The organism is Pseudoduganella sp. UC29_71, from assembly GCF_042693265.1.
GTDB lineage: Bacteria > Pseudomonadota > Gammaproteobacteria > Burkholderiales > Burkholderiaceae_D > Rugamonas.
In genome coordinates this window covers 2,135,600-2,159,822 of record NZ_CP170549.1, presented here as the reverse complement: position 1 = coordinate 2,159,822, position 24,223 = coordinate 2,135,600, and the positions used below count along the sequence as shown (strand labels likewise).

Sequence of the window (24,223 nt, the reverse complement as noted above, 5' to 3'; positions counted from 1 at the left end):
TGAGCCAGCTCAACAGTGCTACACTGTTGCCAACTCAATACTACTGGATGGCGGCGGGCGTACACGTATGGCGATGTCTCGACTCAGCGTTACCATCACCGCGCCCATCGTCCTGATTTCGGCGCTCGCCATCGGCCTCACGGTGTTCCTCAACGTGGGCAAACTGGACCGCACGCTGGGCGAGCTGGAAGAATCCCGGCTGCGCTTCACCGTCAACGTGCTGCGCCAGAACCTGGAAACGGGGCTGGACCTGGGCTTGCCGGTGCATGGACTGGGCAACGCGCAGGCGGCCATCGACTTCGAAGCGCGGCAGGACCCGGACATCGAATCCATCGTCGTCAAGGACGATCAGGGCCGCGCCGCCTTTAGCACCGGCCTTCCTGCGGAGCGCAACAGCGTGGCTGTCAGCACGCCGCTGTCCAACAACCTCGGCGTGACGGTGGGCGCCATCGAGCTGCGCTACTCACGGCGGGGACACGAACAATTCATCGCGGGCATATCGCGCCAGCTGCTGCAGGCGGGGCTGGTGGCTACTGCCCTTTCCACGCTGCTGGCGGTCGCCGGCACACGGCTGTGGGTGCGGCGCGTCGGGCGCACGCTGGCTACGATAGAGCATGCGCTGGACGCCAGCGCGCCGCCGGTGGCGAAGCCGGACCGGCACGCCGCAGCGCTGGCCGAGCAGGCTGCGCACAGCGCCGGCCGTGCCTTGCACGAACTCGAACAGGCGCAGCGCGCCATCACGTGCAAGGACGTGGCAGGGGAAAAGCTGTGACCCACGAAGACCGTCTCTACACGCGGCCGGTGCGGCGGCTGTTCGTGTTCGCACTGGCGCTGCTGCTGGCAGTGCAGCTGGCGCTGTCCCTGTACGCGTGGTCGCTCTCGGAGCGCGCGCTGCTGCCGGAGTTCGGCCGCAAGGCGCAAACCACCGGCATGGCGCTGTCGGCGCAGCTGGCGCGCGCGCTGGAGCATGGCATACCGCTGCAGCGGCTGGAAGGCGTGCCGGAATTTTTTGGCGACGTGCTGAAGCAGAACCGCGACCTGGCCTATCTGCGCATCACGGACAGCACGGGCGCGCCGCTGTATGGCAGCACGCAGGCCGAAAGCAGCACGCCGGAGCAGTTCCTGGATACCGCGCTGCCGCTGCTGCACCAGGGCCGCACGGTCGGGCACCTGCATGTAGGCGTGGACAGGAGCTACATCGCGGGGCGCGTGCGCGAGCTGCGCTACGACATCGGCATTGTGCTCATCACCAGCCTGCTGATTGCCTTCGAAATCCTGTGGTTCGCGGTGACGCTGACCTTCGCCGCGCCGATGCGGCAGATCCTGGCCCTGATGACCAGCATGGCGGCGGGCGACTTCCGGCAGCGCGCCGCCCCGGCCCCTGGCGCCACCATTGCCGCCCGGCTGCACGCGCTCACGGCTCGCATCAACCACAGCTTTGGCGAACTGCTGCGCAGCGCCGCCGCGCTGCGTGAGGCCAGTCCGCAAAAGGCAGCCGTCGCCGAACCGCTGCTGCAGCGCCTGCGGCAGCGCTACACCTTCGGCGACGCTCAGCTCCACGATGCCGCCGGTCCGGACGGCGGCGCGGCATTGGCGGCCGGCCCGCATGCCGGCGGCATCGATCCGGGCCGGCAGCCGCGCATCGTGCTGGTGCGGGTGCTCAGCTTCCTGTTCATGTTCGCCGAAATGCTGTCCCGGCCTTTCCTGCCGGTGTACGCCGCCTCGCTGCCGTCCGGCGCGGTGGCCGGCGCCCTGCACGCCAGCCTGCCCGTCACCGCCTTCCTGCTCGGCGTGGCGCTAACCATGCCCTTCGCCGGCCACTGGTCGGACCGGCTCGGCCGGCGCACCAGCTACATTGCCGGCGCGCTGGTCGTGACGGCCGGCCTGGCCGTCACCGGCCTGCTGCCAGACTACTACGCGCTGGTGGCCGCACGCGCCGTCACCGGCGTTGGGTACGCCATCATGTTCATGGCCTGCCAGGGCTATGTGTTCGACCATACGGACAGCAGCAATCGCGGCAAGGGCATGGCGCTGTTCGTGGGCGCCATCATGGTGGCCGAGATCTGCGCCCCCGCCGTGGGCGGCATCCTGGCCGACCGCATCGGCTACCGCATGGTCTTCCTGCTGGGCGCAGCCGTGGCCCTGCTGGCTGCCTTCATCGCTGCAGCGGTGCTGAGCAAGGGGCCGGCCGCAGCGGCCCTGCCGGCGCCCGCGCTGGCAGGCACACCGCGCCGCGCGGACGCCACGCAGCGGTCCGGCGCCGACAACGCAACGCAAGGGGGTACTCGCCGTGCGCCATTGCTCGCGCGGCTTGCACACAACAGGCGTTTCCTGGCGCTGTCCCTCCTGTCCGGCGTGCCCGCCAAATTCCTGTACTCCGGCTTCCTGATTTTCCTGGTGCCGGTCCTGCTCTCCGGCCTCGGCCTGTCCAAGTCCGAGATTGGCCGCTACACCATGCTGTACGGCCTGAGCTCCCTGGCGCTGGCGCCGCTGTTCGCCCATCTGGCGGACCGCTACAACGCCTACGCTCCGCTGGTGGCGGCGGGCGGCCTGCTGACCGGCCTTGGCCTGCTGCCCGTGGCCTCGGGCGCGAGCGCGGAGCTGGTCATGCTCGGTATCGGCGCGCTCGGCGTTGGGCAGTCGATGAGCATCTCGGCCCAGCTGGTGCTGGTGGCGCGCGTCACGCGGACGGAAGCGCGCGATGCAGGCACGGGTCCCATTGTTGGCCTGTTCCGGCTGCTGGAGCGCCTCGGCGCGGCGGCCGGTCCGGTCGTCACCGGCGCCCTGGCGGCGCGCCGCGGCGCAGCGCAAGCCATGGCCTTCCTCGGCGTGGCCGCGCTGGTTTCGTCGCTGCTGTTCGCCCTCGTGTTCGCGGCAGCCGGCTTGAAGGACGCCCGCAAGCGCAGCAGCGCGACGGGTGGCGACGCAGGCCATGACGGCCGGAGTACGAACGGGCCGGAGACGGCGGCATGAAGCGGCGCGCACTGTGCCGCGCGGTGGCCTCCCTGGCTTTGGGAGGCGCCCTGCCCTTCGCGCTGCCGCGCGTCCGCGCAGCGCAGCCCGCGCCCGGCGCCGCTCGCCCGCCGCGCATCTACATGATCCTGTTCCGTGGCGAGACTGCCGTCGAAAAAGGCTTCCGGGACTACTTCGCCGTCAACGGCATGCCGGTCGAGCTGATCGTGCGCGACGTCGCGCTGGACGTGGGCAAGGTGCCGCAACTGATCGCCGAAGCGCGCGCCATGAAGGCGGACCTGATCTATACCTGGGGCACACCGGTCACGCTGGCAGTGGTGGGCAAGGAAGGCGCCGCAGACCCGGCCCGCCACGTTACCGACATCCCCGTCGTGTTCACCATGGTGGCCTCGCCGCAAGGCTCGGGCCTGGTCAAGTCGCTGGCCTCGTCGGGCCGCAACATTACCGGCGCCTGCCACGTGGTGCCGACTTCGCAGCAGCTGAGCGCCATCCGCGCCTACCGCCGCTTCGAGCGCCTGGCCATCATCTACAACCCCGCCGAACCGAACTCGGTTCAGAACGTGAAAGACCTGCGCGCCGTGGCGGCGCGCGAACGCTTCCAGTTGCTGGAGCGCCCAGTGCCGCTGGACGCCAAGGGCCAGCCGCTGCCGGCCGAACTACCCGCCATGGTGGCGGAGCTGGCGCAGCAGAACGTGCAGCTGCTCTACATCGGCCCCGACAGCTTCCTGGCCGCCAACCGCAAGGTGCTGACCGAGGCTGCGCTGGCGGCGCGCCTGCCCGCCTTCTCGGCAACCGAGATCGCCGTGCGCGAAGGCAAGGCGCTGTTCGGCCTCGTCTCGGGCTATGAAAGCGTGGGCCGCCTTACCGCCCACAAGGCGCAGCAGATCCTGCGCCAGCACATGACGCCCTCCGCCATTCCCATCGAGACGCTGGCGCGCTTCTCCTACCTCGTCAACATGCCGGTGGCGGCGCAGCTGGACCTGTACCCGCCGCTCAAGGTACTCAACTACGCGGAGCTGTTGAAATGATCGATGAGTCACGCAGTATCAGCCAGGCCGACGCGGCCTTCAGCTGGCGCCTGATGCAGCCGCACGAGGCCGCGCTGGTGCACCAGCTGCACCGCACCGCGCTGGCCCACGTCCCTTACGGCATGGTGCGTCCCGACGGCCTTGAGCATTTCGAACGCCACGCGGCGGAACACGGCCGCATCCTGTGCTGCCACGCGGACGGCGAACTGGTTGCCTACGGCGTGCTGGGGATGGATTCGCACGCGGTGGACCACATGGCCGAACTGCTCGGCGCCAGCGCGGCCGAGCGCGCCCGCATGTGCGTGCTGGACGGCGCGGCGTCCCTGCCAGAATGGCGCGGCCGCAGGCTGCACTGCGCCGCCATCGAGGAACGCATGGCGCTGGCACGTGAACTGGGGCGGACACTGGTGGCGGCCACGGTGGCGCCGGAGAACATGCGCAGCCTGCGCGGCCTGCTGCTGGAAGGGTTCGCCGTGCGCGGCTACGCCGTCGTCTACGGCGGCCTGGCGCGGCTGCTGGTGCAGCGCGACCTGCTGCAGCCGCCCGCGCAATGGACATGTCGCCGGCGCGTGGCGCACGGCGACCATGAAGGCCACCGGCGCGCACTGGCCGACGGTTTGCAAGGCTTTCACTGCTGGCAGGACCAGCATGAATCCTGGTCCGTGGAATACGGCCTAGCGCTTGGGCGCTAGCGGAATGCTCTGCTCGAAGCGGAACAAATTGCCCGGGTCCACGCGGCGCTTCACTTCGGAAAGCTGGGCCAGGTTGCTGCCATAGTAGGCGGACGCCCAGTTCTTCAGATCGCGGTTGGGGAAGTTGACGTAGGACTCGGGCTGCAGGAAACGCTGCATATCGTCGTAATATTCCTTCAGCCAGGCGCGCTGGCGCTGCACCGTATCCGGCTTGTCGATCGGTCCCCACGAGGCTTCCATCTCGAAGATGAAATTGGAGCTGCGGTGCACATAGGCTGTGGCGTCGCTCGGCACATCCTTCACCTTGCCGCCGATGGCGAACAGGATGCCCATGTTCTCCTGCAGTAGCGAGCCGCCCGGCCAGCGCGTCATCCACTTCAGCATATTTTCCATCGCCGCCTCGCTCAATTCATCCCGCACGAAGCTGCAGCGGATATCGTACAGGCCGTTCGGATCGTCGGTCAGCAGGTAATCGCGGCCGCGCCAGTAATCGACCTCATAGATGTCGGCCGTTTGCGGCACGGCGATCGCGTACAGCGGCGCCAGCATTTCGCGCAGCTCTTTTTCGCCGCCCCAGAACTGGCCCAGGGTCTGCACGTACAGCGAGTCGCGCGGCGGGTTGGCGCCAGCCGCCATCGGCAGCGCCTTGCTGCGCGTGGAAATGGCCTGCGGATAGGTCAGCTGCAGCGTTTGCAGCGCGCGCAGCAGCTCGATCTGCTTGCCGGGCGCCCAGCTCAGGTTGAAGGTGGTGACCTTGTCCACCTTGTGCAGCTTGAAGGTAAAGCCGGTATGCACGCCGAAGTTGCCGCCGCCCCCGCCGCGCACGGCCCAGAACAGCTTCTCGTCGTTGCCGGCGTTGATACTGCGCGCCTCCGCGCTGGCCAGCACCAGTTCGGTGCCCAGCAGGCTGTCGCAGGTCAGGCCCGAGTGCGTGGCGGAAAAGCCCCAGCCGCCGCCCAGCACCAGGCCGCTGGTGCCGACGGTGGGACAGCGTCCGGAAGGGATGGCGACGCCGTAGTTGCGCAGCACCGCCGCCACGTCATTGTTGTTGGCCCCGCCCTGCACCCACGCGGTGCCGTTTTTCAGGTCCAGCGTGACGTTGTTCATGGCTTTCACGTCGATCAGCAGTCCGGGCGTGGTGGAGAAGCCCGCATAATTGTGGCCGCCGGACCGGATCGCGAACGGCATGCCGCTGTCGCCGGCCAGGCGTATGCAGCGCTGCACGTCCTGCTGGTTGGCGCACATGGCCACCGCTTGCGGCAGCACGCCGGCATAGCGCGCGTTGTTCGGCCAGGCCGCCAGCGCAAAGCCTTCCTGGCCGGGCAGGATCAAGCGCCCCTGCATATCGCGCGCCAGCGCGCGCAGGCTGTGCGGTCCCAGGTTCAGCGCCGGCCTGGCCAGCACCGCAGAAGGCGCCAGGCTCAATGCCGCCGCGCCCATTGCTCCCGCCTGCAAAAAGCGGCGTCGTCCGTTTACCATGTCGTTGCGATTACTCGTCATCCCGTTCCGTTCCTTTTGGTTGATGTCCTAATTTACCCCGCTGCTTCTCCCGCTCGCGCTGGCGCAGCACGTCTATCATCACGTTGAAAGTGCGCGCCAGCCGGCCGATCTCGTCGGTGCTGGTGACCTTGATGCTGGCGCGGTCGTAATCCCCGTCCTTGAGCGCGTTGGCGGCCTCGGTCAGCCGCACCACCGGGCGCGTAATGCTGCGCGCGAACAGCACCGCCAGAATCAGGAACACCAGACCCACGGCAGCCACGCTGTACAGCACATTGACGAACAGGCGCTGCAGCGGCTCCTCGAAGCGCGCGCGCGATTCGGTCACCCCCACCACCCAGTTGTGTCCCTGCACCGGCGCGAAGCCGGCGTGCTCGTCGCGTCCTGTGAGCGTGGAGTGGAAGCTGATATTGCCCGCCGTTTTGGCGCCGATCAGTACCTTGGCCAGTTCCGGCATGTCCACGCTCTCGATGCGGTGGCGGCGGAAGCGCTGGTCCGCCACGATGCGGCCCAGGGTGGCCTTAGGCAGCGGCGCCAGGCTGCGGTACAGCTGGTCCGGGTCCGGGTAGTGCACCAGGATGCCGTCGCCGTCTATCATGAAGGGCACGCGCTTGCCGCCCGCGCCGGCCTCGTCGAGGATGGCCGAGATGGTGCCGCCCTTGATGCGCATGACCACCACGCCGATCACTTTTTTCGCGTCGTCGAACACCGGGTTGGCGTAATAGACGCCGGGCTTGCCGGCGGTGGAGCCGATGATCACGCCGGTCATGAAGGGATGGCCCCTCATCGCTTCCTGGAAGTATTCGCGGAACTTGAAGTTCACACCCGCCACGCCAGGCTCGCTGGATACCAGCGCCGTGCCCTCGCGGTCCATCAGGAAGATCAGGTGCGCGTCCGGATTGGTCTTGATCAGGTTGGCCAGCTTGGCGCTCACCACTTCCTTCTTGGCCTCGGTGGGCGAGCGCAGGTAGTCGATGAAGGCGGAGTCGGTGGCCAGGTAGCTGGCCTGGTAGCGGCTGTCCAGGATCAGCTGCGAGATGCGGCCGGCCGTGGCTTGCGCCAGGCTTTCGAGGTTGCGCAGTTCGCTGGCAGACACCGCCGCCACCGAACCGTTCAGGTTGTAATAGGCCGTGATGGTCATCGGCAGCAGCGCGGCCAGCATCATGGCGATGGTCATCTTCACCACCAGCGGCCAGGAGGCCGGCCGCCAGATCGCCTTGCCCAGCTTGCGCACGCCTTTCGTCAGGCGGCGCTGGCCTTCCAGCTCGCCCACGCGCAGCGCTTCCTGCAAACCCAGGCTGCCGGCGTGCGACGCGAACAGGCTTTGCGAGAACTCCGCTATGCTTTGCGGGCGCTGTTTCGGGTCCACCATCAGCGCCCAGTCCACGGCCATCAGGAACTCTTCGCTGTAGCGTCCCTTGCCGGCCTGCGTGGCGGGGATGTACTCGGCCAAGCCGCTCTGGCGCTCCGGCGCTGGCGCGGGCTTGGCGCCGGTGATCATCCAGTACAGCGTGGCGCCGATGGCGTAGATATCCGTCCACGGTCCCTGTTCACCGCCCTGGTATTGTTCCAGCGGCGCGTAGCCGGGTGTGACCACGTCGGCCATGGCCTGCATGCCGCCCACGGTCTGGCGCGCGGCGCCGAAGTCGAGCAGCACCCAGCTGCCGTCTTCCTTGCGCACGTAGATGTTGTCCGGCTTGATGTCGCGGTGCAGATAGCCTGCCTCGTGCACCACTGACAGGCCGTCGAGCAGCGGCTGCACCAGCGACAGCAACTGCTGCTCGCCCATGGTCTTGTGCTTGTCCCACCACTGCTTGAGCGGCTGGCCGCGTTCATACTCCAGCACCATGTAGGCGGTGCGGTGCGCCTCGAAGAAGCGCGCCACGCGCACGATGTTGGAATGACGGAAGGTGGCCAGCGTGCGCGCCTCGATCAGGAAGCATTCAAGGCCGTTCAGGTAGAACTCGTTGTCCTCCGGCCAGCGCGGCGACACCGAGCGGTCGCTGGCACGGGTGGCGAAATCGGCGGGCAGGTACTCCTTGATGGCCACGCGCACGTTCAGGTTCACGTCCGTGGCCAGGTAGGTGATGCCGAAGCCGCCCTGGCCCAGCACCGCGTCGATGCGGTACTCGAACAGCTCGAAGCCCGGCGCCAGCGCCAGCGGCGTGGAGATGCCGGGGCCGATGGAGCGGTTGGGCGCGGCGGGCAAGGCGGGCAGCTGCGAACGCACCGGCTGCGCGCGCGGCGCGGAACGGCCCAGCGTGGGCGTGGTGGGCATCGTGTGCCCGCCCGCCTGCAGCGTCGGCGACTCCTGTGCCGGCTGCAAGGGAGGCTGCGGCTGGGAGTGCTGGGAGTGCTGGGGATGCTGGCCATGCATGGCGTCGCGGCGCGACGGTTCGCGCGTGCCGTCGGGACGGTAATGCGGCACCGGAATGGTGGCGTCGTCATCGCAGGCATGATGGGCGCCGTACGGGCGCGGCACGGTGATGTCGGCCTGGCCGTCGCGCGCGGCCAGTTGGCCGGTGGCGGCGCGCGCCGTCATCTCCTGCACGTCGCGCATGCGGCGTTCGACTGCAACCACGGCTTCCAGCGCGGCCACGCGCCGCGCCAGGATGGCTGCACGCGCCTCGGCGGCGGCGTTGCGGCCGGCGTCGTCCGCGCTTGCGGGGCCGGCCGCATCGGCCTGCCCGTCCACTGATCCGTCCCGCTGACCGCGCTCTTCGCTATCGTCCATGCATCATCCCGCCATTCATTTTTCGTTCACTCGCGCCATAGAGCGCATTGCGCATGCTAGCATGCAGTTATAGCCTTTGTGGCAAAGCCTTTACGACAAATTCAACGACAGGAGACATCTTGGGCAACTGGAAGCAATTATCACCGTCGGCGCTGCACCGCCTCGATCTGGGACTGGCTTATGGCCTGACCGACGTGGGCACTGTGCGCGAGTCCAACCAGGATAATTTCTTCATCGCCCCGGACCTCGGCCTGGTGGTCGTGGCCGACGGCATGGGCGGCCATGAGGCAGGCGAAATCGCCAGTGCCGACGCCATCAACCTGCTGCACAGCTTTATCCGCGCTTCGCACGGCGACCAGCAGGCCACGCCGAACGACGCCAGCGACGCCACCGTGCCGGCCTTTCACCCGAGCGCTTTCGACCCGACCCAGGCCGACCCGGACGCCACCTGGACCGACGCCACCATGCGCGCCATGATCACGCTGCACGACGCGGTGGAATTCGCCAACGAGCGCATGTACCAGACCAATATCGCCAACGACCAGGCCGACGGCGCCGGCATGGGCACCACGCTGACCGGCATGTGGCAGGTGGCGCAGGACGGGCCGGTGTTCATTTTCCATATCGGCGACAGCCGCTTGTACTGCTTCCGCCAGGGCCGCCTGAACCAGCTCACGCGCGACCAGACCTTGTACCAGCAGGCGCTGGAGGCCGGCATGCAGGAGCCGCTCCCGGCGCGCAACCTGCTGCTGCAGGCGCTCGGTCCCGCGCCGCTGATCAAGCCGGACCTGCAGACGCAGGCCATCGCTCCCGGCGACGTTTATCTGCTGTGCAGCGACGGCTTGTATGGCAATTCGTCGCCGGAAGCCATTGCCGCCATCCTGGCGCGCGTGCGCAACGATAACCTGGGCGAATGCTGCGCCGAGCTGGTGGCCATGGCCAAGCGCGACGGCAGCCGCGACAACATCACCGCCGTCATCGTGCGCTGCAAGGACGCGTAAGGCGGCGGGCTACGGCGCTTAGGCGCCCCAGCCTGTTTGCAGCCACGTCCCGGCCAGCATGCCTGCAAAGGCCGCCGGTGCGGGCAGGCCGCGGCACAGCAGCACGCTCGGTTCCACCTCGGCCGATCCGTCGGTCCACCAGATACTCTGCCCGCGCAGCGCCGCAGCCGCCAGCGCAGGCACCTGCGCCCCCACGGCATCCAGCGATGCAAGCGGCAAGCGGCAGCCCGCGCCGCCCATCCGCCCTGCCAGTGGCGCGTCGCTCAACGGCGGCATGGCCTGCAGCAGGCCGTCGAAGGGATCGAGCTGGAAGCGCTCGTCCAGCGACGACAAGGCCAGCCCTTCCAGCTGGTCGAACCACGGCTTGCCGTTGGCCACCCAGTCCAGCAAGCCGCCGCCGCCCGGCGCGCCGGCTGCTATCGTCAAGGGAAAATGCCGCCCCACCCGGTCCACGCTGGGCATGAGCACACCGGCCCAGGCGTTACTGTCGCAGACGCCGGGCGCCAGCGCGAAGCGCCAGATCGGGCTGGTGAGATAAGTCTGCAGCCAGCGCGGTCCCAGCGCCTCGCGGCTGCCCTGCAGGGACGCCTGCAGCCACGCATCCCACACGCCCAGCAGCGACGGCGGCAGGCGGCGCGACACGAAGTCGCCATGCGTGCTGACCTTGCCGAAGAAACCCGGCGCCAGTTCCGGCTCGTCCATCACAGCGACTCCAGGCAGCGGAACTGTTCCACGCCGTCGCGCTTGAACGGGTTGTTGACGCTGTTCGCAGTCAGCTCGTATATGATCTTGCGGCCTTCCAGGTCGAAGGTCAGCTTGTAGCGTTCACCCTGCGCCGACGGCTCCAGCATGGCCTTGTCCAGCATGCGGAACCAGGCCCACGCGCCTTCAGTGCGCAGTTCCGCCGTGGTGGCGGGCGCCACGTCGAAGCGCACCGCGTTGACACCCTTGCCGCTCGGGATCTGGAAGCTGGCCGCGGCTTGCGGCGTCTTCGGCGCGAACACCAGCTGCTGGCCGTCCACGTCCAGTACTACCCTGGTCAGCGCCGCGTCGGCCGCCAGCGGCTTCAGGTCGAAACGCACGGAAGCCTGCTTGCCGCCATTGCCGAAGAATTTGTCGCGGATCTGCGCGGCGCGCTGGAACTGGTTCAGCACTTCCTGGTCCATGCCCAGATCGCGGTTGTTCACTACGCGCCAGCGCCATTGCGCGCCGCTGGTATCCACGTAGTTGACTAGGTGCTTCTGGAAGAATTCGTCGGCCATGCCGCCGGGGCCGAAGAAGCGGCCGAAGTCGTCCGGCGTGGCTTCCTGCGCGGCCTTGCGCACCAGCGGGTAGCGGCCCGCGATGGCGGCGCGGCAGAACAGCGCCGGGCCGGTCTTCCACAGGGCGTCGAGGCGGTCGCGCTCCGTGCCCAGCGTGAGGCCGGAGCCGGCCGTGTCCACGTTGCGCACCAGGGCGCCCAGCGGTGCGGGCAGGCTGTCGGCCTCGCGTTTCAGTTTGGCCAGCGCGTCGGCCGGCGGCGGTGGCTGGCCGGCGGCGCGCGCGGCGTTGGCCGCGTCCAGGTAGACCGCGACGTCCTTCAGCTTGAGCAGCACGCCGTCCAGGCCGGACGGCCCGCCCGCCCCGCCGGCGGTGGCCGCGCCGGTCTCCACCATCTTGTGCAGCGGCGCGAAATGGATGTCCACCGGATTCACGGGCCGCACGTCGGCCGGCAGCACGTCCTGCGTTCCGTCGCTGAGGGCGGACTCCAGGCGCCGCTTGGCTGCGTCGCTGAGCTGCTTGACCGTGTCGGTGGCCGCGTCCACGCTGGACTTGGCGGTTTTCAGCTTATCGAGCCTGGTCTGCCTGGCGGCCGCCTGCAGGAATTTGCGCAGCGGAGATTCCTGGCTGGCGACGCTGTTGATCACGCGCGCCGCCTGGTCCAGCGTGGTGAACGGCACCAGTGTCACGTCCGCCAGCAAGCCGTCCCACAGGCGGATGTACTCCTCGAAGTACATCTGCTGCACCGCCGCCTTCATCTGCGCCGCGCTCTCGATGCTGTCCACCGCTTCGCGCTGGTCCAGCACCCAGCTGTCCTTGACCACGTCGGCGATAGCAACATCTATCTGCTCGGTGAATTTCTTGTAGCCCTGCAGCGTGAAGGAACCGGCAATGCCGCGCGTTAGCGGCAGGCCGCTCTGGCGCGCCAGCACCACGCCGGCATCGCGTCCGGCGGCGGCCGTCACGTCGAAATCCGGCACGCCGGCGGCGGCCAGCGAGCGCTTCAAGCGGGTGTAGACGCGCTCGCCCATCGGCATCCTGGCCAGGCTGAGGCGCACCTGCGCGATCAGCGCCTGGTTCAGCTGCGGCGGCGCTTCCGCCTGGCTGGACGGCGCCAGCATCGCCGCCACATGCTGCGACAGGTCCTGGCGCTGCAGCTCGTTCGCTTCCGGCAGGTTGCGGCTCCAGTCGTAGTCCAGCCACGCGCGCACAGCGTCCGGGTCCAGGTGCTTGCGTTCGCCCAGCATGATGTAGACGCGCAGCAGTTCGTACAGGTATTCGGGATTGTTGGCGGTGCCGCGCCGCAGCTGGGTTTCCATCTGCTCCAGGATGCGCGGCAGCAGCGCTTCGCGCAGCACGCGCTGGTACGCGCCCTGCGCGCCCTCGCCCAGCTTGCCGCCCTGGTACAGGCCCAGGCCCATCAGGAACGGCACTTCCTGGCCCTGGCTGCGGTAGCCGCCGGGGATGTCGCGCAAGGCATTCAGCAGCGGCAGCGCGGCTACCGGCGACGGGTCTTTCGGCAAGGCGCGCGCCAGCTTGTCGATTTCCTGCGTGCGCGCGGCCACGTCGTTCACATAGCTTTGATTGCGCACGTAGCTGGTGAGCAGTCCGGCCGTCACCAGCACCAGCACGGCGCCGGTGAGAGCGTAGGCGCCCCATTGCAGCCAGCGCCGGTTGCGCTCCAGGCGCAGGTTGGCGCCCGCCAGTTCGCTTTCCAGGAACACCACGTCGCGCAGCAGGCGCGTGATGAAGTAGCTGCGGCCGCCAAAGGCGTTGGCCGGCAGCACCTTGCGGTCCAGGCCGAAGCTGGCGGCCAGCGAGGACATCACGCGGTCGATCGGGCTGCCCTCCTGCGTGCCGCTGGTGAAGTAGACGCCGCGCACCAGCGCGGCTTCCTCGTAGGAAGTGGCTTCGAATACGTCGGTGAGGAAGGCTTCCAGCACGTCGCCGATGGCGGCAAACTGCTGCGGGAAGTTGTACATCAGCGCGCGGCGCTGGATATCGCGTTCCTGCTGCATGCGCTCGAACAGGCGCGCCTGCAACTGCGCCTGCAACGCGTCGAACTCGGCCGGGAAGGCTTTCAGGCCTGCATCCGCCTGCTCGGCCGACGCTACCGGGAAGGTCACGCCCCACACTTGCGTGCGCTCTTCGCGGCCCAGGTTGTCGAAGAATTCGACGAAACCTGCCAGCAGGTCGCACTTGGTGACGACGACGTAGACCGGGAAACGGATGCCCAGTTCCTCGTGCAGCTCCTTGATGCGGGCGCGGATCGCCAGCGCCTGCACGCGGCGCTGGCCTTCGCCCTGTTGCAGCAGGTCCGCCACGCTGAGCGCGACGATCACCCCGTTGATGGGACGGCGGCGGCGGTGCTTGCGCAGCAGCTGCAGGAAGCCTTTCCAGGCCGCCTGGTCCACTTCGGTGTAGCTGTCCTGCGTGGTGTAGCGGCCCGCCGTATCGAGCAGCACGGCTTCGTCGGTGAACCACCAGTCGCAATTGCGGGTGCCGCCCACGCCGCCGATGGCGCCCTTGCCGTGCGTGTCGGACAGGGGGAACTTCAGGCCGGAGTGCACCAGGGCCGTGGTCTTGCCGCTGCCGGGCGCGCCGACGAACATATACCACGGCAGCTGGTACAGGCTGCCGCCAAAGGCGCCGCCTTTCTTCGATTTGCGCAGCACGGCCATGGCGTCCTGCAGGCGCTTGGCCAGCACGGCCATCTCGGCGGCGCTCTCCTTCTGGCCCGGCACCACGGCCGGCGTGGTGGCCGGATCGCCGGCCACGCTCTTCATCAGCTTGCGCTCGGCCAGGCGGGCGCGCAGCAGTTTCAGGCCGAAATAGACGGCCCAGGCCAGGAACATCAGCCCGATGAAGAACCAGCGCACGCCGGTGGACTCGAATGGCGCCTTGCCGTCAAAGGCCAGCAGCGGCGCCTCGAACCAGAAGATCAGCGACAGCAGCAGCACGCCGAAGAAGGCCAGCACGGGCGGCTTGATGAGCCAGTTGAAGAAGCGTTTGATCATGGGGTCAACACGATAATCACCACGCGGCGGTTGCGTGCGCGGTTGGCGGCGCTGTCATTGGGCACCAGCGGTTCGGTCTCGCCGCGCCCTTCGACGCTGTAGCGCGCGGCGGGGCCGGCCTGCTTGGCCAGCAGCTCCACCACGGTGGCGGCGCGGCCCTTGGACAGCGCCCAGTTGGATGGGTAGCGCGCCGAGCCGCCGGGCACGTCGTCCGTGTGGCCGATGACGATGACCTTGCCCGGTACCGGCTTGAGCGCTTCGCCGATGCGCTGCAGCAGTCCGTCGTAGGACGGCTGCACTTCCGCGCTGCCGGACTTGAACACGCCGTCGCCGTGCAGCACGATGGTGGAGCGGTCCGGCGTTTCTGTCACGCTGACCAGGCCGCGCTCTATTTCAGGCGCCAGGAAGCGCGCCACGCGCACCGGCGGGTTGGCCATCGGCGGCGCCGGCGGCGCGGGCGCCACCAGGCGGATGCGCTGCAAGGCAGCGTACACGGGGTCGGACTGGCGGTTCAGCAGGAAGCTGAAGCCAAGGTGGACGCACAGCAGGATCAGGCCGGCGGCGGCGGCGATTACCCACACGGGGATCAGGCGCAGCAGGCCGGGGCGTTTTTCGTTCGAGCCTTTCCAGCGCAGCGACAGGTCCGGCTCGAAGGGGCCGCGCTCTTTCTGGATCAGCTGCTGGAGGCGCTCGCGCAGCAGGTCGAGCTGGGCGCGGCCGCCGTCCATCACGCGGTAGCGGCCTTCCAGGCCGAGCGCCAGGCACAGGTACATCAGTTCCAGCACGTGCAGGTTGGCGCGCGGCTGCTGGCTGAGCTTTTGCAGGATGAGGAAGAACTTCTCGCCGCCGAAGGCCTCGTTGTGGAAGGCCACCAGCAGGCTGCGGCTGGCCCATACGCCGCTGCCGCCCCACGGGGTGCTGGAGATGGTCTCGTCGAGGAAGGTGCACAGCGAGTAGCGCGCCACGGCGATGGCTTCCTGCGCGCAGCCTGCTGCCTTGGCGTCGTGCTCGAATTTCTTGATGGCGGCCACCAGTTGGCTACGCAGGCCCTCCACGCTGGGGTGCGTGGCCATGATGCGCAGCGGGACTACCAGGTCGAGCAGGGCGTTGGCGGCGCCCACCAGCGGATTCACGCCGTTCAGGTGCGCGCGCGGGCCGGCCGTCAGCGGGGCCAGCGTGGCGTCGTAGTTGGTGTGGACGGGGGCACGCTGCACACCGTCCAGACCGGCCGCGCCAGCGCCCCAAGCGTGGGAAGCACCCGACGTGCCGGAAGCACCCGACGCGCCGAATCCACCGGCGCCGAAGCCGCCGCCGTCAGGCGCGGCCGGATCGGCGCCGCCCGGCCCGCCGCCCAGTCCCGGCACGGGCGCGGGTGCGCCGCGCCGGCCGCCGGGCTTGGGGACCAGGATGGTGCGGTCCGAGTCGGGCAAATCGTCCTGGCTCATCTTGGCTTACTTCCTGATGGCCCAGAACTCCATTTGCAGGCCGGGGAACTCGCCGGCCACGTGCATGGCGAAACCGGCGGACGTCGCCAGCTGCTGCCAGTACTCGCTGCCCTTGTCGAGTTCAAAATAGGTATAGCCAGCGTGGAAAGGCAGCTGGCGCGGCGCCACCGGCAGCGGCCGCAGCGCGATGCCGGGCAGCTGCAGGTTCACCAGGTCGCGGATCTTTTCCACCGAACCGATTTTCACCTGGCGCGGGAAGCTGTTGCGCACAGTCTCCGGCGGCATGTGCGCGTTCACCATCAGCACGAAGGTGGCCGACTTGACCAGCTCCGGATCGCGCATCACCGCCACGCGGATGCCGAACTGGCGTTCCTCCAGCGGAATCGGCACGGCATGCGTATCCATCACCATGGACAGCGACTGGCGCAGGTCCTCCATCACCGGCAGGAAGGTTTCGCGCAGCTGCTCGTGGCGGTACACCGGGTACTGGATGGCGCGCTTGTTGTTCGGGCTGAAGGTGGCCAGCTCGCCGGCCAGCTGCACCGCCTCCCTGTAATACTCCTCCGGATGCAGGCCGGTCATGGTGGCCATGTGCGCGAACAGCGGCTCGGCGCGGTTTACCAGCTGCAGCAGCAGGAAGTCCGCGATCTCCGCCGCGCCGGCCGCGCCGGGCTGCGACAGGCGGTTGCCGAGCGCATCGCCGCGCTGGTGCAGCAAGCCCACCACTTCGTCCGCGAAGCCGCCGAGGCGCTGCGCCACGCGGAAGTCCAGGCACGGCGGGCAGTATTCCGGGTCGAGCACCACGCGGTTGTCCGGGCGCCGTTCGATCACGCGCGCCACGCCGATGCAGGCATAGGCATTGGCCACGTCCGATTCCAGCGCCAGCCGCAGGCGCAAGCGGCCGACCTGCATCAGCGCGCTGTTGTCGATGCCGTTGCTGTCCCAGGCTTCGTGGTCCACGGTGCCGTGGCGCGCGAAGTTGTCCGGGGCCGGGCTGTCGCCCGTTTCCGGAATCCCGGGACGGCGCAGCGGCAGCGCCAGTACGATCAGCACATTGCGCGCGTCCTCCGGAATATCCAGCGGCAGCGGCAGGTCTTCGTCGGCTGGCAGGTTGAACGGCGTACCGTCCGGCAGCACGGCGCTGCAGGACATGATGGCCAGCTTGCCCAGCGCGAGCTGCTGCTCGTCTATCTTTAGCGAGGAAAAGCCCCAGGAATATGGCCGCAGCTTGGCCACGCGGCTTTCAAGCTGGGTTTGCAGATAGCGGTCGTGCTGCTGCAGGTGCTGCGGCTGCAGCAGCATCCCTTCGGACCAGATGACTTTACGGTTCCACGCCATGTTGTCTCACTCGATAGGTATTATTTGCGGTGCAGCCGGCCGATCTGGTCTTCGTAGGCGGCAGAGAATTTTTCGCCGAACAGGTGCTGGAAGTCGTCGTCGGCTTCGCGCAGGATGTCGTCGTACAGTTCCACCATGCGTTCCCACATGCGGGCCTTGCGCGTGGTGGCCATCATCTTGTCCATCACGCCCTCGGGTTCCTTGGCCTCGATCAGCGCGGGATTGAAGCGCGCCAGCACGCCATCCAGCGCTGCGCGCATGCCAGCGATGACCGCCAGCTCGTGCGCTTTCAGGTCCTCGAAGGCGCTGCCGATGGACTTCACCGGGGGCATGTAGCCGGACATGGCGTTGGTGAGCATCTGCGACAGCGCGCTTTCCGCGTCGGGGAAGAATTTCAGCGGGTTGTTGGCTTGCGCGCCGAGCACCGTCATTTCCAGGCGGCTTTCGCGCTTGGTCATGGCGCGCGCCATCAGCACGGCCATGGTGCCGGACGTGGCTTCGCGCAGCATGGCGCCCACCAGTTCGGCCGTCTCGGCGGGGGTTTTGTTGGTGCGCAGGCCGGTCAGGCCAAGGCCACGCAACAGCGCCTGCATGACTTCGTCGCCACCCTGGGCGGCGCCAGCCGGGCCAGCATAGGCTTGCTGCTGCGGCTGCGCATAGGCGATTGGGCCGGACTGTGGCAGCGCGGCGGACGGTTGCGGCGCAGGCCATCCTGCCGGCGCGGCTTGCGTGGCATGTGCCGCATGTGCGGCATGCGCGACAGGCGGCGCAGAGGGCGCGGACGGCGCATGCACGCGCGGCGGCAGGAAATCGGCCAATGGATCATAGTCGTCCGGAATCAGCATCGCAGGCGGCGCGGACGCGGGTGCCGGCGCGACGGGCGCGGCAGGCGTGGCGCGCATCGTCAGCACCGTCGGATCGGGCGCATATGGCGATGCTTGCGCGCCGTACTCCGTTACGCCCCATGGCTGCGCCGGCATGTGCGCCTGCGGCGCGGCGGCAAAATGCGAATGCTGCGGCGGCAAGTCCGCCTGCGGCGCCGGGTACGGCGTCCCCGGCAGCACCACGCCCGGCATGGGCATCCATTGCGGCGGCGCGTGGTCCGGTTCCGAGCCACGGAACGCAACCGGCGGCGCGGCGTGCGCCGCGTTCGCGTCGTTGAGCATGTTCAGGCCGAGCGGATCGTTGGCCGAGGGAGGCGCCAGCGGGTCGTGCCCGCCGCTCACTTCCAGTATCTTCACGCCGGCCAGCGTATCGCGCATCTCGTCGAAAGACTTGCCTTCGTACGGCGAGGCAGCAACGGCGGGCTGCGCCTGGAAAGGCAAGGCATCCGAGGTCTCCGGCTGGAACACCGGAATGGCGGGGGCAGCGCCCTCGCCCACCATCACTTCCAGCACGTAGTCGCCGATCAGCAGGCGGTCGCCATCTTCCAGTGTCGCGCTCTTGCCAGCGCCTACCGGGCGGTCGTTGATCCAGCTGGGATTGGCACCCAGGTCCATCAGCGTGTATTTGCCGTCGGCGAAATCGATCTTGCTATGGTTGCGCGAGATGTACTTGCCCGGATCGGGCAGCTCAAGGTCATTGCCCGCCGCGCGGCCTATGGTGCCGCCCAATTGATCGAAGCGGCGCTCCACGGGCGCAGCCGGAGCTTGTTTTCTGTACGACTGAATCCGCAGAGTTAAGAACATCGGCTCACTATGGCTGCTAATTGATCGGTTGATTGATCTGGAATATCGAAGGGCACGGCGCGGTCATTATACGGTCGCTATTGCGTAAAGCACAATCTCACAATCGGCTGCGTCAGTTGATTTTCACCAGCGCGCCGCCTATCGTCATCACGCCGCCGGCCTTCACCGTGGCCATGCCGTCGGACTGCACCGTCACGTCCGGCGACTTGATGGTGATCTTAGCCGGTTCCATCTTGATACTGGTGCCGCCCACCTTCAGCTCGATCGACGTGGTGGCCTCGATCACGATGGTCTTGGACACGGTCACCTTCTGGTCGCCGGTGATAGCAACTGTCTGGTTGCCGCCCACGTCCAGCTTCTGGTCGACGGCGATCTTCACCGTCTGGTTGTTGTCCACTTTCAGATTCTGGTCGTTGGTGACCGTGATGATCTGGTCATGGTCCACCGTCACCGTATGGTCGTTCACCACGTGCTCCTTGTGGTCGTGCCCCACATCCAGGCTGCGGTCATTCTTGATCTGTATGGTCTGGTCGCCCTTGTCCTTCTTCTCGAAGCCCACTTTCAGCGTGTCGTTGTTTTTCACCACGCGGTTGTAGTCCTTCTCGGCCTGGACGAAAATCTCTTCCGCGTCCTTCTTGTCCTCGAAGCGGATCTCGTTGAAGCCCCCGCCGCCCTTGGACGTATTGGTCTTCACCGTGGACTTGGTCTGCTCGGCGGGCAGCGGATACGGCGGCATGGCGTCGCTGTTGTAGACGCAACCGGTCACCAGCGGCCGGTCCGGGTCGCCCTCCAGGAAGCTCACCACCACTTCCATGCCGATGCGCGGAATGAACATGCTGCCCCAGCCGGCACCGGCCCAGGTCTGCTGCACGCGCACCCAGCAGGAACTGAGCTCGTCTTCCTTGCCTTCCCGGTCCCAATGGAACTGCACCTTGATGCGGCCGTACTTGTCGGTCCAGATTTCCTCGCCCGCCTTGCCCACCACCATGGCGGTCTGCGGCCCCTGCACCACCGGCTTGACGGCCGTGCGCGGCGCGCGGTAGCTATGCTCCTTGCCGACGGCGTGGAACATGCACTGGAACTCCATCGGCTCGCCTGCGCCGCTGCCGTAGGAGCCGCCGACGATCTCGTACTGGGCGCCCGTGACCAGGAACTCGCGGTTCTGGTCCTCGCGCGGGTGGTTCTTCAATTTGAACAGGCCGCCCGGGAACAGGCCGCGCGCATTCGTGTCGGCCGCGATCTCCTCGCACTGCCCGTGCAGCCCTTCCATGCGGCCGCGCGCCAGCGCCGTGCCGGTGGCGGCCACGGTGTACAGGCCCGGATAGTCATACATCTCATATGCCTGCTGGCTGAACGCCGCCGCCACCGTGGACGTCACTTTCAGGCCGCCGGCCGTGCTGGAGGCGGCCTTCTCGAAGTCGAAGTCGTTCAGCGAATAGCTGCTGGCCTGGATGGCGCCGGCCGCAGCCCAGCCATAGACTGCCTCCTGGTCCACGATGCGGCGTCCCGCTTCGCCGGAAAATTCCACGCTCCCGTAGCCGGGCAGCGGCGCATGCGCGCCGTAGGAGTCGGCCAGCACCATGGTGTGCTTGCTGGCAGTGTGCGTGAAGTAAAAGTAGATGCCGGCATTTTCCAGCAGGCGGCAGACGAAGTTGAAGTCGGTCTCGCGGTACTGCACGCAGTACGGCAGCGCCTCGTAGGTGCCGCTCAGCGAGCCTACGTTCAGGTCGATGGCGCCACCGTAGGAGGCGTCCTGGCACACCGCCTTGACGATGTCGATGACGCTCTTGTCCTGAAAAATGCGGCAGTTGGAGGCGCGCGTGAGCAGCCACAGGCCGGGGTGCACGGTCGCCTCGTAGCGCGCCAGGCTGCCGCTCCAGCCGGTGCTGGCAAAGCGCGTGACGATGCCGTGGAAGTGGCGCTGTCCGCCCTCCGGCAAGTCCAGATGCACCCCCATGGGCTTGCCCAGCACGTCGGCGATCTTCAGGTCCGGCTTGATGCTCAGCAGCTGCACCCGGAATTCGGACAGCTGCCCGAGCCGCTCGGCGCCGCTCATGCGGTCGAACAGCAGGACATCGTCGGCCAGGGCGCTGGTGACGTTTACTTCGCGGTTGGCTTGCGTAACTGGCATAGCGGATTCGGTCAGGGGATCATGGTTTTGGTGGTGCCCGGGTTCGTGAAGGCGATCACGCCGCCCCAGTTGCACATGCATTTGGAGACGTTGTCCAGCGCCGGCATGTTCGCAATCAGCACCGTCGGCGCACCCGGCACCCAGGGCGCGGGCGTGACAGGAATGCAGGGCATGGGCGTGAGCACGCCGAGGGCGGCGGCAGTGGCGGCGGCCACCGTGGGATTGGCCAGCGAATTGCACACGCCGAACGGCATGATATTCACCATGGGTTTGTGGTCCATGATGTTGGCGGCAGGCGGTCCTTCCGCGAGCACTTTGTTCGCCGGGAGCACGACCAGCGACGACGGCGCAGCGCCGAACGTGCAAGTCATCATCGCGCCCATCGCAACCTGGTTTGGCATATCCCCTCCTCCAGCTATTATGACTGAAAAAACTGTCTTAAAGGTAAGGTTTTAGGATAAGCTGCCGGACACCACAGCATATCGACGAGGGACGCCCATGGCCACATCGCTGACATTCGAATTTGGATTTGCAGCCGCCGATCCGCAGGACCCGGCCGAGGATGGCCAGCCCATGCGGATACTGGTCCTGGGCGACTTCAGCGGCCGCGCCGCCGCAGGCGTGGTTGCAGGCATAGGCCCGGCGCGCCGGGTCGATATCGACAATCTCGAGCAGGTGCTGGCGCAGCTGGCGCCCAGCGTGCAAGTGACGCTGGACGGCGCCGAGCATACTTTCCATTTCCGTGAACTGGATGACTTTCATCCCGACCAGCTGTATCTAAAATCCGACGCATTCGCGGCGCTGCGCGGCCAGCGCCAGCGCTTGCGCAATCCCGCGACCTTTGCCGACGCTGCCGCCGCGCTGCAATCCGGCAGCGAGACGGCTGCGGCGGCAGGCGCAGCTGGCACCGCCGATGCCACTGGCGCCGCTGGTGCCGCTGTCGCCGCCGGTGCCGCGCCCGCCCCGGCCAGCGACTTCGCCAGCCTGCTCGGCGCACCCGTACGTGGCGCTGCGGCGACCGTATCCGCGCCAGTGGGCGGCGTACCGGCCATCGACCAGCTGGTCCGCCAGATTCTGGGCGCCATGCCGCCAGGCCCCGATCCGCGCCAGTCCGAATACCTGGCCGCAGTCGATGGCGTTATCGGCCACCGCATGCGCGCAGTGCTGCATGCGCCGCAGTTCCAGGCGCTGGAAGCGCTCTGGCGCGGCCTGTACCAGCTGGTGACGGGGCTAGAACTGGGCCACGAACTACAGCTGTATATCGCCGATGCAGGCAAAGCCGCCTTGCAAGCCGATATCGACACCAACGCGGACCGGCTGGAAGCGAGCGCCCTGCACAAACTGCTGGTCGACCAGCCGCGCACCGGCGCAGACGCCTCGCCCTGGTCCGTCCTTTGCGGCGCCTACACCTTCGGCCCCGGTCAGGACGACGTGGGCCTGCTGGCCGCCCTGGGCGCGCTGGCCGCCCGCGCACACGCCCCCTTCATCGCCAATGCCGCGGATGCGCTGGCAGGCGCCGCCTCGCTGGCAGCTACGCCGGATGCGTCCGATTGGCAGGAGCTGGACGCCGCAGCGGCGACCCGCTGGCAGGCGCTGCGTGCCAGCCCGCAGGCATCCTGGCTGGGCCTTGCCCTGCCGCGCGTGCTGCTGCGCCTCCCTTACGGCAAAGCCACCGACAGCATCGAGCAATTCGAATTCGAGGAAGCCGATGCCGGCCACGCGCACCAGGACTACCTGTGGGGCCACGCCTCGCTGGCCGTCGCCCTGCTGCTGGGCCGCGCCTTCCAAGACAGCGCCTGGGACATGTCGCCCGGCGACGTGCAGGACCTGGACGACCTGCCCGCCCATACGGTGCGACGCGGTGGCGAAGCGCACATGCAAGCCTGCGCCGAAGCCTACCTGTCCGAACGCGCCGGGGCCGCCCTGCTGGAGCGCGGCCTGATGCCCCTGCTCAGCTTCAAGAACCGCAACGCTGCGCGCCTGCTGCGCAGCCAGTCCATTTCCCATCCAGCGCAAGCACTGTCCGGCGCCTGGAATTCCTGACCGCGCATGAAAAGAAAAACACCCAAAAGATCTCCCTGGACGACGCGCTGCAACTGGCGGTCTCGGTCCACCGCCAGGGCAAGCCGCGCCTGGCCGCGCAGCATTACGAAGCCATCCTGCAGGTGGCGCCCTCCCATCCGGATGCGCTGCATTACATGGGCGTGGCGCAGCACCACCTGGGCAACCACGAGGGCGCGGTCAACCTGATCCAGCGCGCGCTGGCAGTGGCGCCCGATTATGTGGATGCGCGCAACAACCTGGGCAACGTGCAGAAGGAAATGGGCCGCCACGCGGACGCCGAACAGTCCTACCGCGCCGTGCTGGAAGCGCGTCCGGACTTCGCACTGGCCCACAACAACCTGGGCGTGGTGCTGCGCGCGCAGGAGCGCCTGGATGAAGCGGCGGCGGCCTACCGGCGCGCCATCGTACTGTCGCCCAAGTTCGCGCAAGGCTGGGTCAACCTGGGCAACGTGCTGAAGAAGACCGGCGACTTCAACGAGGCGCTCAGCGCCTACCGCAACGCCGTGCTGCTCTCGCCCGACAATCCGGAGGTCTACCGCAGCCTGGCGCGGGCACTGGTGTCGCAGCAGCGCCACGAGGAAGCGCTGGAAGTGTACCGCGAGTGGGAGAAAATCGAGCCGGACAATCCGGTGGTGCAGCACCACATCGCCGCCTGCCAGGGTGCGGCTGCGCCGGAACGCGCGTCGGACTCCTATGTGCAGACGGTGTTCGACCGCTTTGCGGACAGCTTCGACGACGTGCTGACCCGGCTGGGCTACTGCGCGCCGGCCATGTGCGGCGAGATGGTGGCAACGCTGCTGGGCGCCGGCGGCGACGCCAAACCGGCGCTGGACGTGCTGGACGCCGGCTGCGGCACGGGCTTGTGCGGGCCGCTGCTCAAGCCCTACGCGCGCAAGCTCGAAGGCGTGGACCTGTCGGCCGGCATGCTGGCCAAGGCGGCGAAGCGCGGCGGCTACGACAAGCTGCACGAAGCGGAGCTGACGGCGTGGCTGTCCGGGCACCCTGCCGCCTACGACCTGGTGGTATCGGCCGATACGCTGTGCTATTTCGGCGCGCTGGATGCGGTAATCAAGGCGGCCGGCGATTCGCTGCGGGCCGGCGGCACCCTGGTCTTTACGGTCGAAGAAACGGTGGACGCTGCCGCCGCGCCGCAGTTCCTGCTGCATCCGCACGGACGCTACAGCCACGCCGAGGCGTATGTGCGGGCAATGCTGGTTGAAGCGGGGCTGGAAGTGCGGGAACTGCGCCGCGTCACGCTGCGCCAGGAAGCCAGCAAGCCGGTTGCCGGCCTGCTCGTCGGCGCGCGCAAGGCGGGCTAGGACGCCGCTGGCATCCCGGCCGCCGGCCGCCGGCCG

General features: G+C 67.9%; 16 protein-coding genes. 7 read left to right on the top strand and 9 right to left on the bottom strand.

Annotated features, from left to right (window positions below):
- Nucleotides 1-67 precede the first annotated feature (67 nt).
- From ACFJI2_RS09475 to ACFJI2_RS09460, 4 genes are read left to right on the top strand one after another with little or no spacing between them, the layout of a single operon-like run.
- A complete protein-coding gene (locus ACFJI2_RS09475; protein WP_377704774.1) occupies nt 68-772 on the top strand; it encodes a hypothetical protein in 705 nt (234 codons plus the stop codon).
- Nucleotides 769-2,973 (top strand): MFS transporter, encoded by a 2,205-nt coding sequence (locus ACFJI2_RS09470; protein WP_377704773.1) that lies wholly within the window; start codon nt 769-771, stop codon nt 2,971-2,973. The genes ACFJI2_RS09475 and ACFJI2_RS09470 overlap by 4 nt, the downstream gene beginning before the upstream one ends.
- A complete protein-coding gene (locus tag ACFJI2_RS09465) occupies nt 2,970-4,001 on the top strand; it encodes an ABC transporter substrate-binding protein (RefSeq protein ID WP_377704772.1) in 1,032 nt (343 codons plus the stop codon). Before ACFJI2_RS09470 ends, ACFJI2_RS09465 begins: the two co-directional genes overlap by 4 nt.
- Nucleotides 3,998-4,693: a hypothetical protein gene (locus tag ACFJI2_RS09460; protein WP_377704771.1), complete on the top strand. Its 696-nt coding sequence runs from the start codon at nt 3,998-4,000 to the stop codon at nt 4,691-4,693. Before ACFJI2_RS09465 ends, ACFJI2_RS09460 begins: the two co-directional genes overlap by 4 nt.
- On the opposite strand, the gene ACFJI2_RS09455 is transcribed toward ACFJI2_RS09460, so the two are convergent.
- Nucleotides 4,676-6,133 (bottom strand): FAD-binding oxidoreductase, encoded by a 1,458-nt coding sequence (locus tag ACFJI2_RS09455; RefSeq protein ID WP_377704770.1) that lies wholly within the window; start codon nt 6,131-6,133, stop codon nt 4,676-4,678. The two genes, ACFJI2_RS09460 and ACFJI2_RS09455, sit on opposite strands and share 18 nt — an antisense overlap.
- 49 nt (nt 6,134-6,182) lie before the next feature.
- Nucleotides 6,183-8,924, bottom strand: a complete 2,742-nt coding sequence (locus ACFJI2_RS09450; RefSeq protein ID WP_377704769.1) for a cache domain-containing protein — start codon at nt 8,922-8,924, stop codon at nt 6,183-6,185.
- A gap of 119 nt (nt 8,925-9,043) precedes the next feature.
- On the opposite strand from ACFJI2_RS09450, the gene ACFJI2_RS09445 reads away from it, so the two are divergent.
- Entirely contained in the window at nt 9,044-9,925 is an 882-nt protein-coding gene (locus tag ACFJI2_RS09445) for a protein phosphatase 2C domain-containing protein (protein WP_207913675.1), read from the top strand.
- A gap of 18 nt (nt 9,926-9,943) precedes the next feature.
- On the opposite strand, the gene tagF is transcribed toward ACFJI2_RS09445, so the two are convergent.
- The 7 genes from tagF to ACFJI2_RS09410 all read right to left on the bottom strand — a co-directional run bounded on the left by tagF (nt 9,944) and on the right by ACFJI2_RS09410 (nt 21,205).
- Nucleotides 9,944-10,627, bottom strand: coding sequence for a type VI secretion system-associated protein TagF (gene tagF / locus ACFJI2_RS09440; RefSeq protein WP_377704768.1), 684 nt, complete (start codon nt 10,625-10,627; stop codon nt 9,944-9,946).
- Nucleotides 10,627-14,202, bottom strand: a complete 3,576-nt coding sequence (tssM, locus tag ACFJI2_RS09435) for a type VI secretion system membrane subunit TssM (RefSeq protein WP_377704767.1) — start codon at nt 14,200-14,202, stop codon at nt 10,627-10,629. Before tssM ends, tagF begins: the two co-directional genes overlap by 1 nt.
- Complete coding sequence (icmH, locus tag ACFJI2_RS09430) at nt 14,199-15,647, bottom strand: type IVB secretion system protein IcmH/DotU (RefSeq protein WP_377704766.1); 1,449 nt, start codon at nt 15,645-15,647, stop codon at nt 14,199-14,201. The genes tssM and icmH overlap by 4 nt, the downstream gene beginning before the upstream one ends.
- 6 nt (nt 15,648-15,653) lie before the next feature.
- Nucleotides 15,654-16,985: a type VI secretion system baseplate subunit TssK gene (tssK, locus tag ACFJI2_RS09425; RefSeq protein WP_377704765.1), complete on the bottom strand. Its 1,332-nt coding sequence runs from the start codon at nt 16,983-16,985 to the stop codon at nt 15,654-15,656.
- Nucleotides 16,986-17,005: 20 nt separating this feature from the next.
- Complete coding sequence (gene tagH / locus ACFJI2_RS09420) at nt 17,006-18,619, bottom strand: type VI secretion system-associated FHA domain protein TagH (RefSeq protein ID WP_377704764.1); 1,614 nt, start codon at nt 18,617-18,619, stop codon at nt 17,006-17,008.
- A 166-nt stretch (nt 18,620-18,785) separates the two neighbouring features.
- On the bottom strand, nt 18,786-20,804 hold the full coding sequence (locus tag ACFJI2_RS09415) for a type VI secretion system Vgr family protein (RefSeq protein WP_377704763.1): 2,019 nt from the start codon (nt 20,802-20,804) through the stop codon (nt 18,786-18,788).
- Nucleotides 20,805-20,815: 11 nt separating this feature from the next.
- Complete coding sequence (locus ACFJI2_RS09410; RefSeq protein WP_377704762.1) at nt 20,816-21,205, bottom strand: DUF4280 domain-containing protein; 390 nt, start codon at nt 21,203-21,205, stop codon at nt 20,816-20,818.
- A 97-nt stretch (nt 21,206-21,302) separates the two neighbouring features.
- Between ACFJI2_RS09410 and ACFJI2_RS09405 the strand changes: the two genes are divergently transcribed.
- A complete protein-coding gene (locus ACFJI2_RS09405) occupies nt 21,303-22,847 on the top strand; it encodes a type VI secretion system contractile sheath domain-containing protein (protein WP_377704761.1) in 1,545 nt (514 codons plus the stop codon).
- Nucleotides 22,835-24,187 carry a tetratricopeptide repeat protein gene (locus ACFJI2_RS09400; protein ID WP_377705815.1) on the top strand — a complete coding sequence of 451 codons (1,353 nt, stop codon included), beginning with the start codon at nt 22,835-22,837 and terminating at the stop codon, nt 24,185-24,187. The genes ACFJI2_RS09405 and ACFJI2_RS09400 overlap by 13 nt, the downstream gene beginning before the upstream one ends.
- Nucleotides 24,188-24,223: the final 36 nt, after the last annotated feature.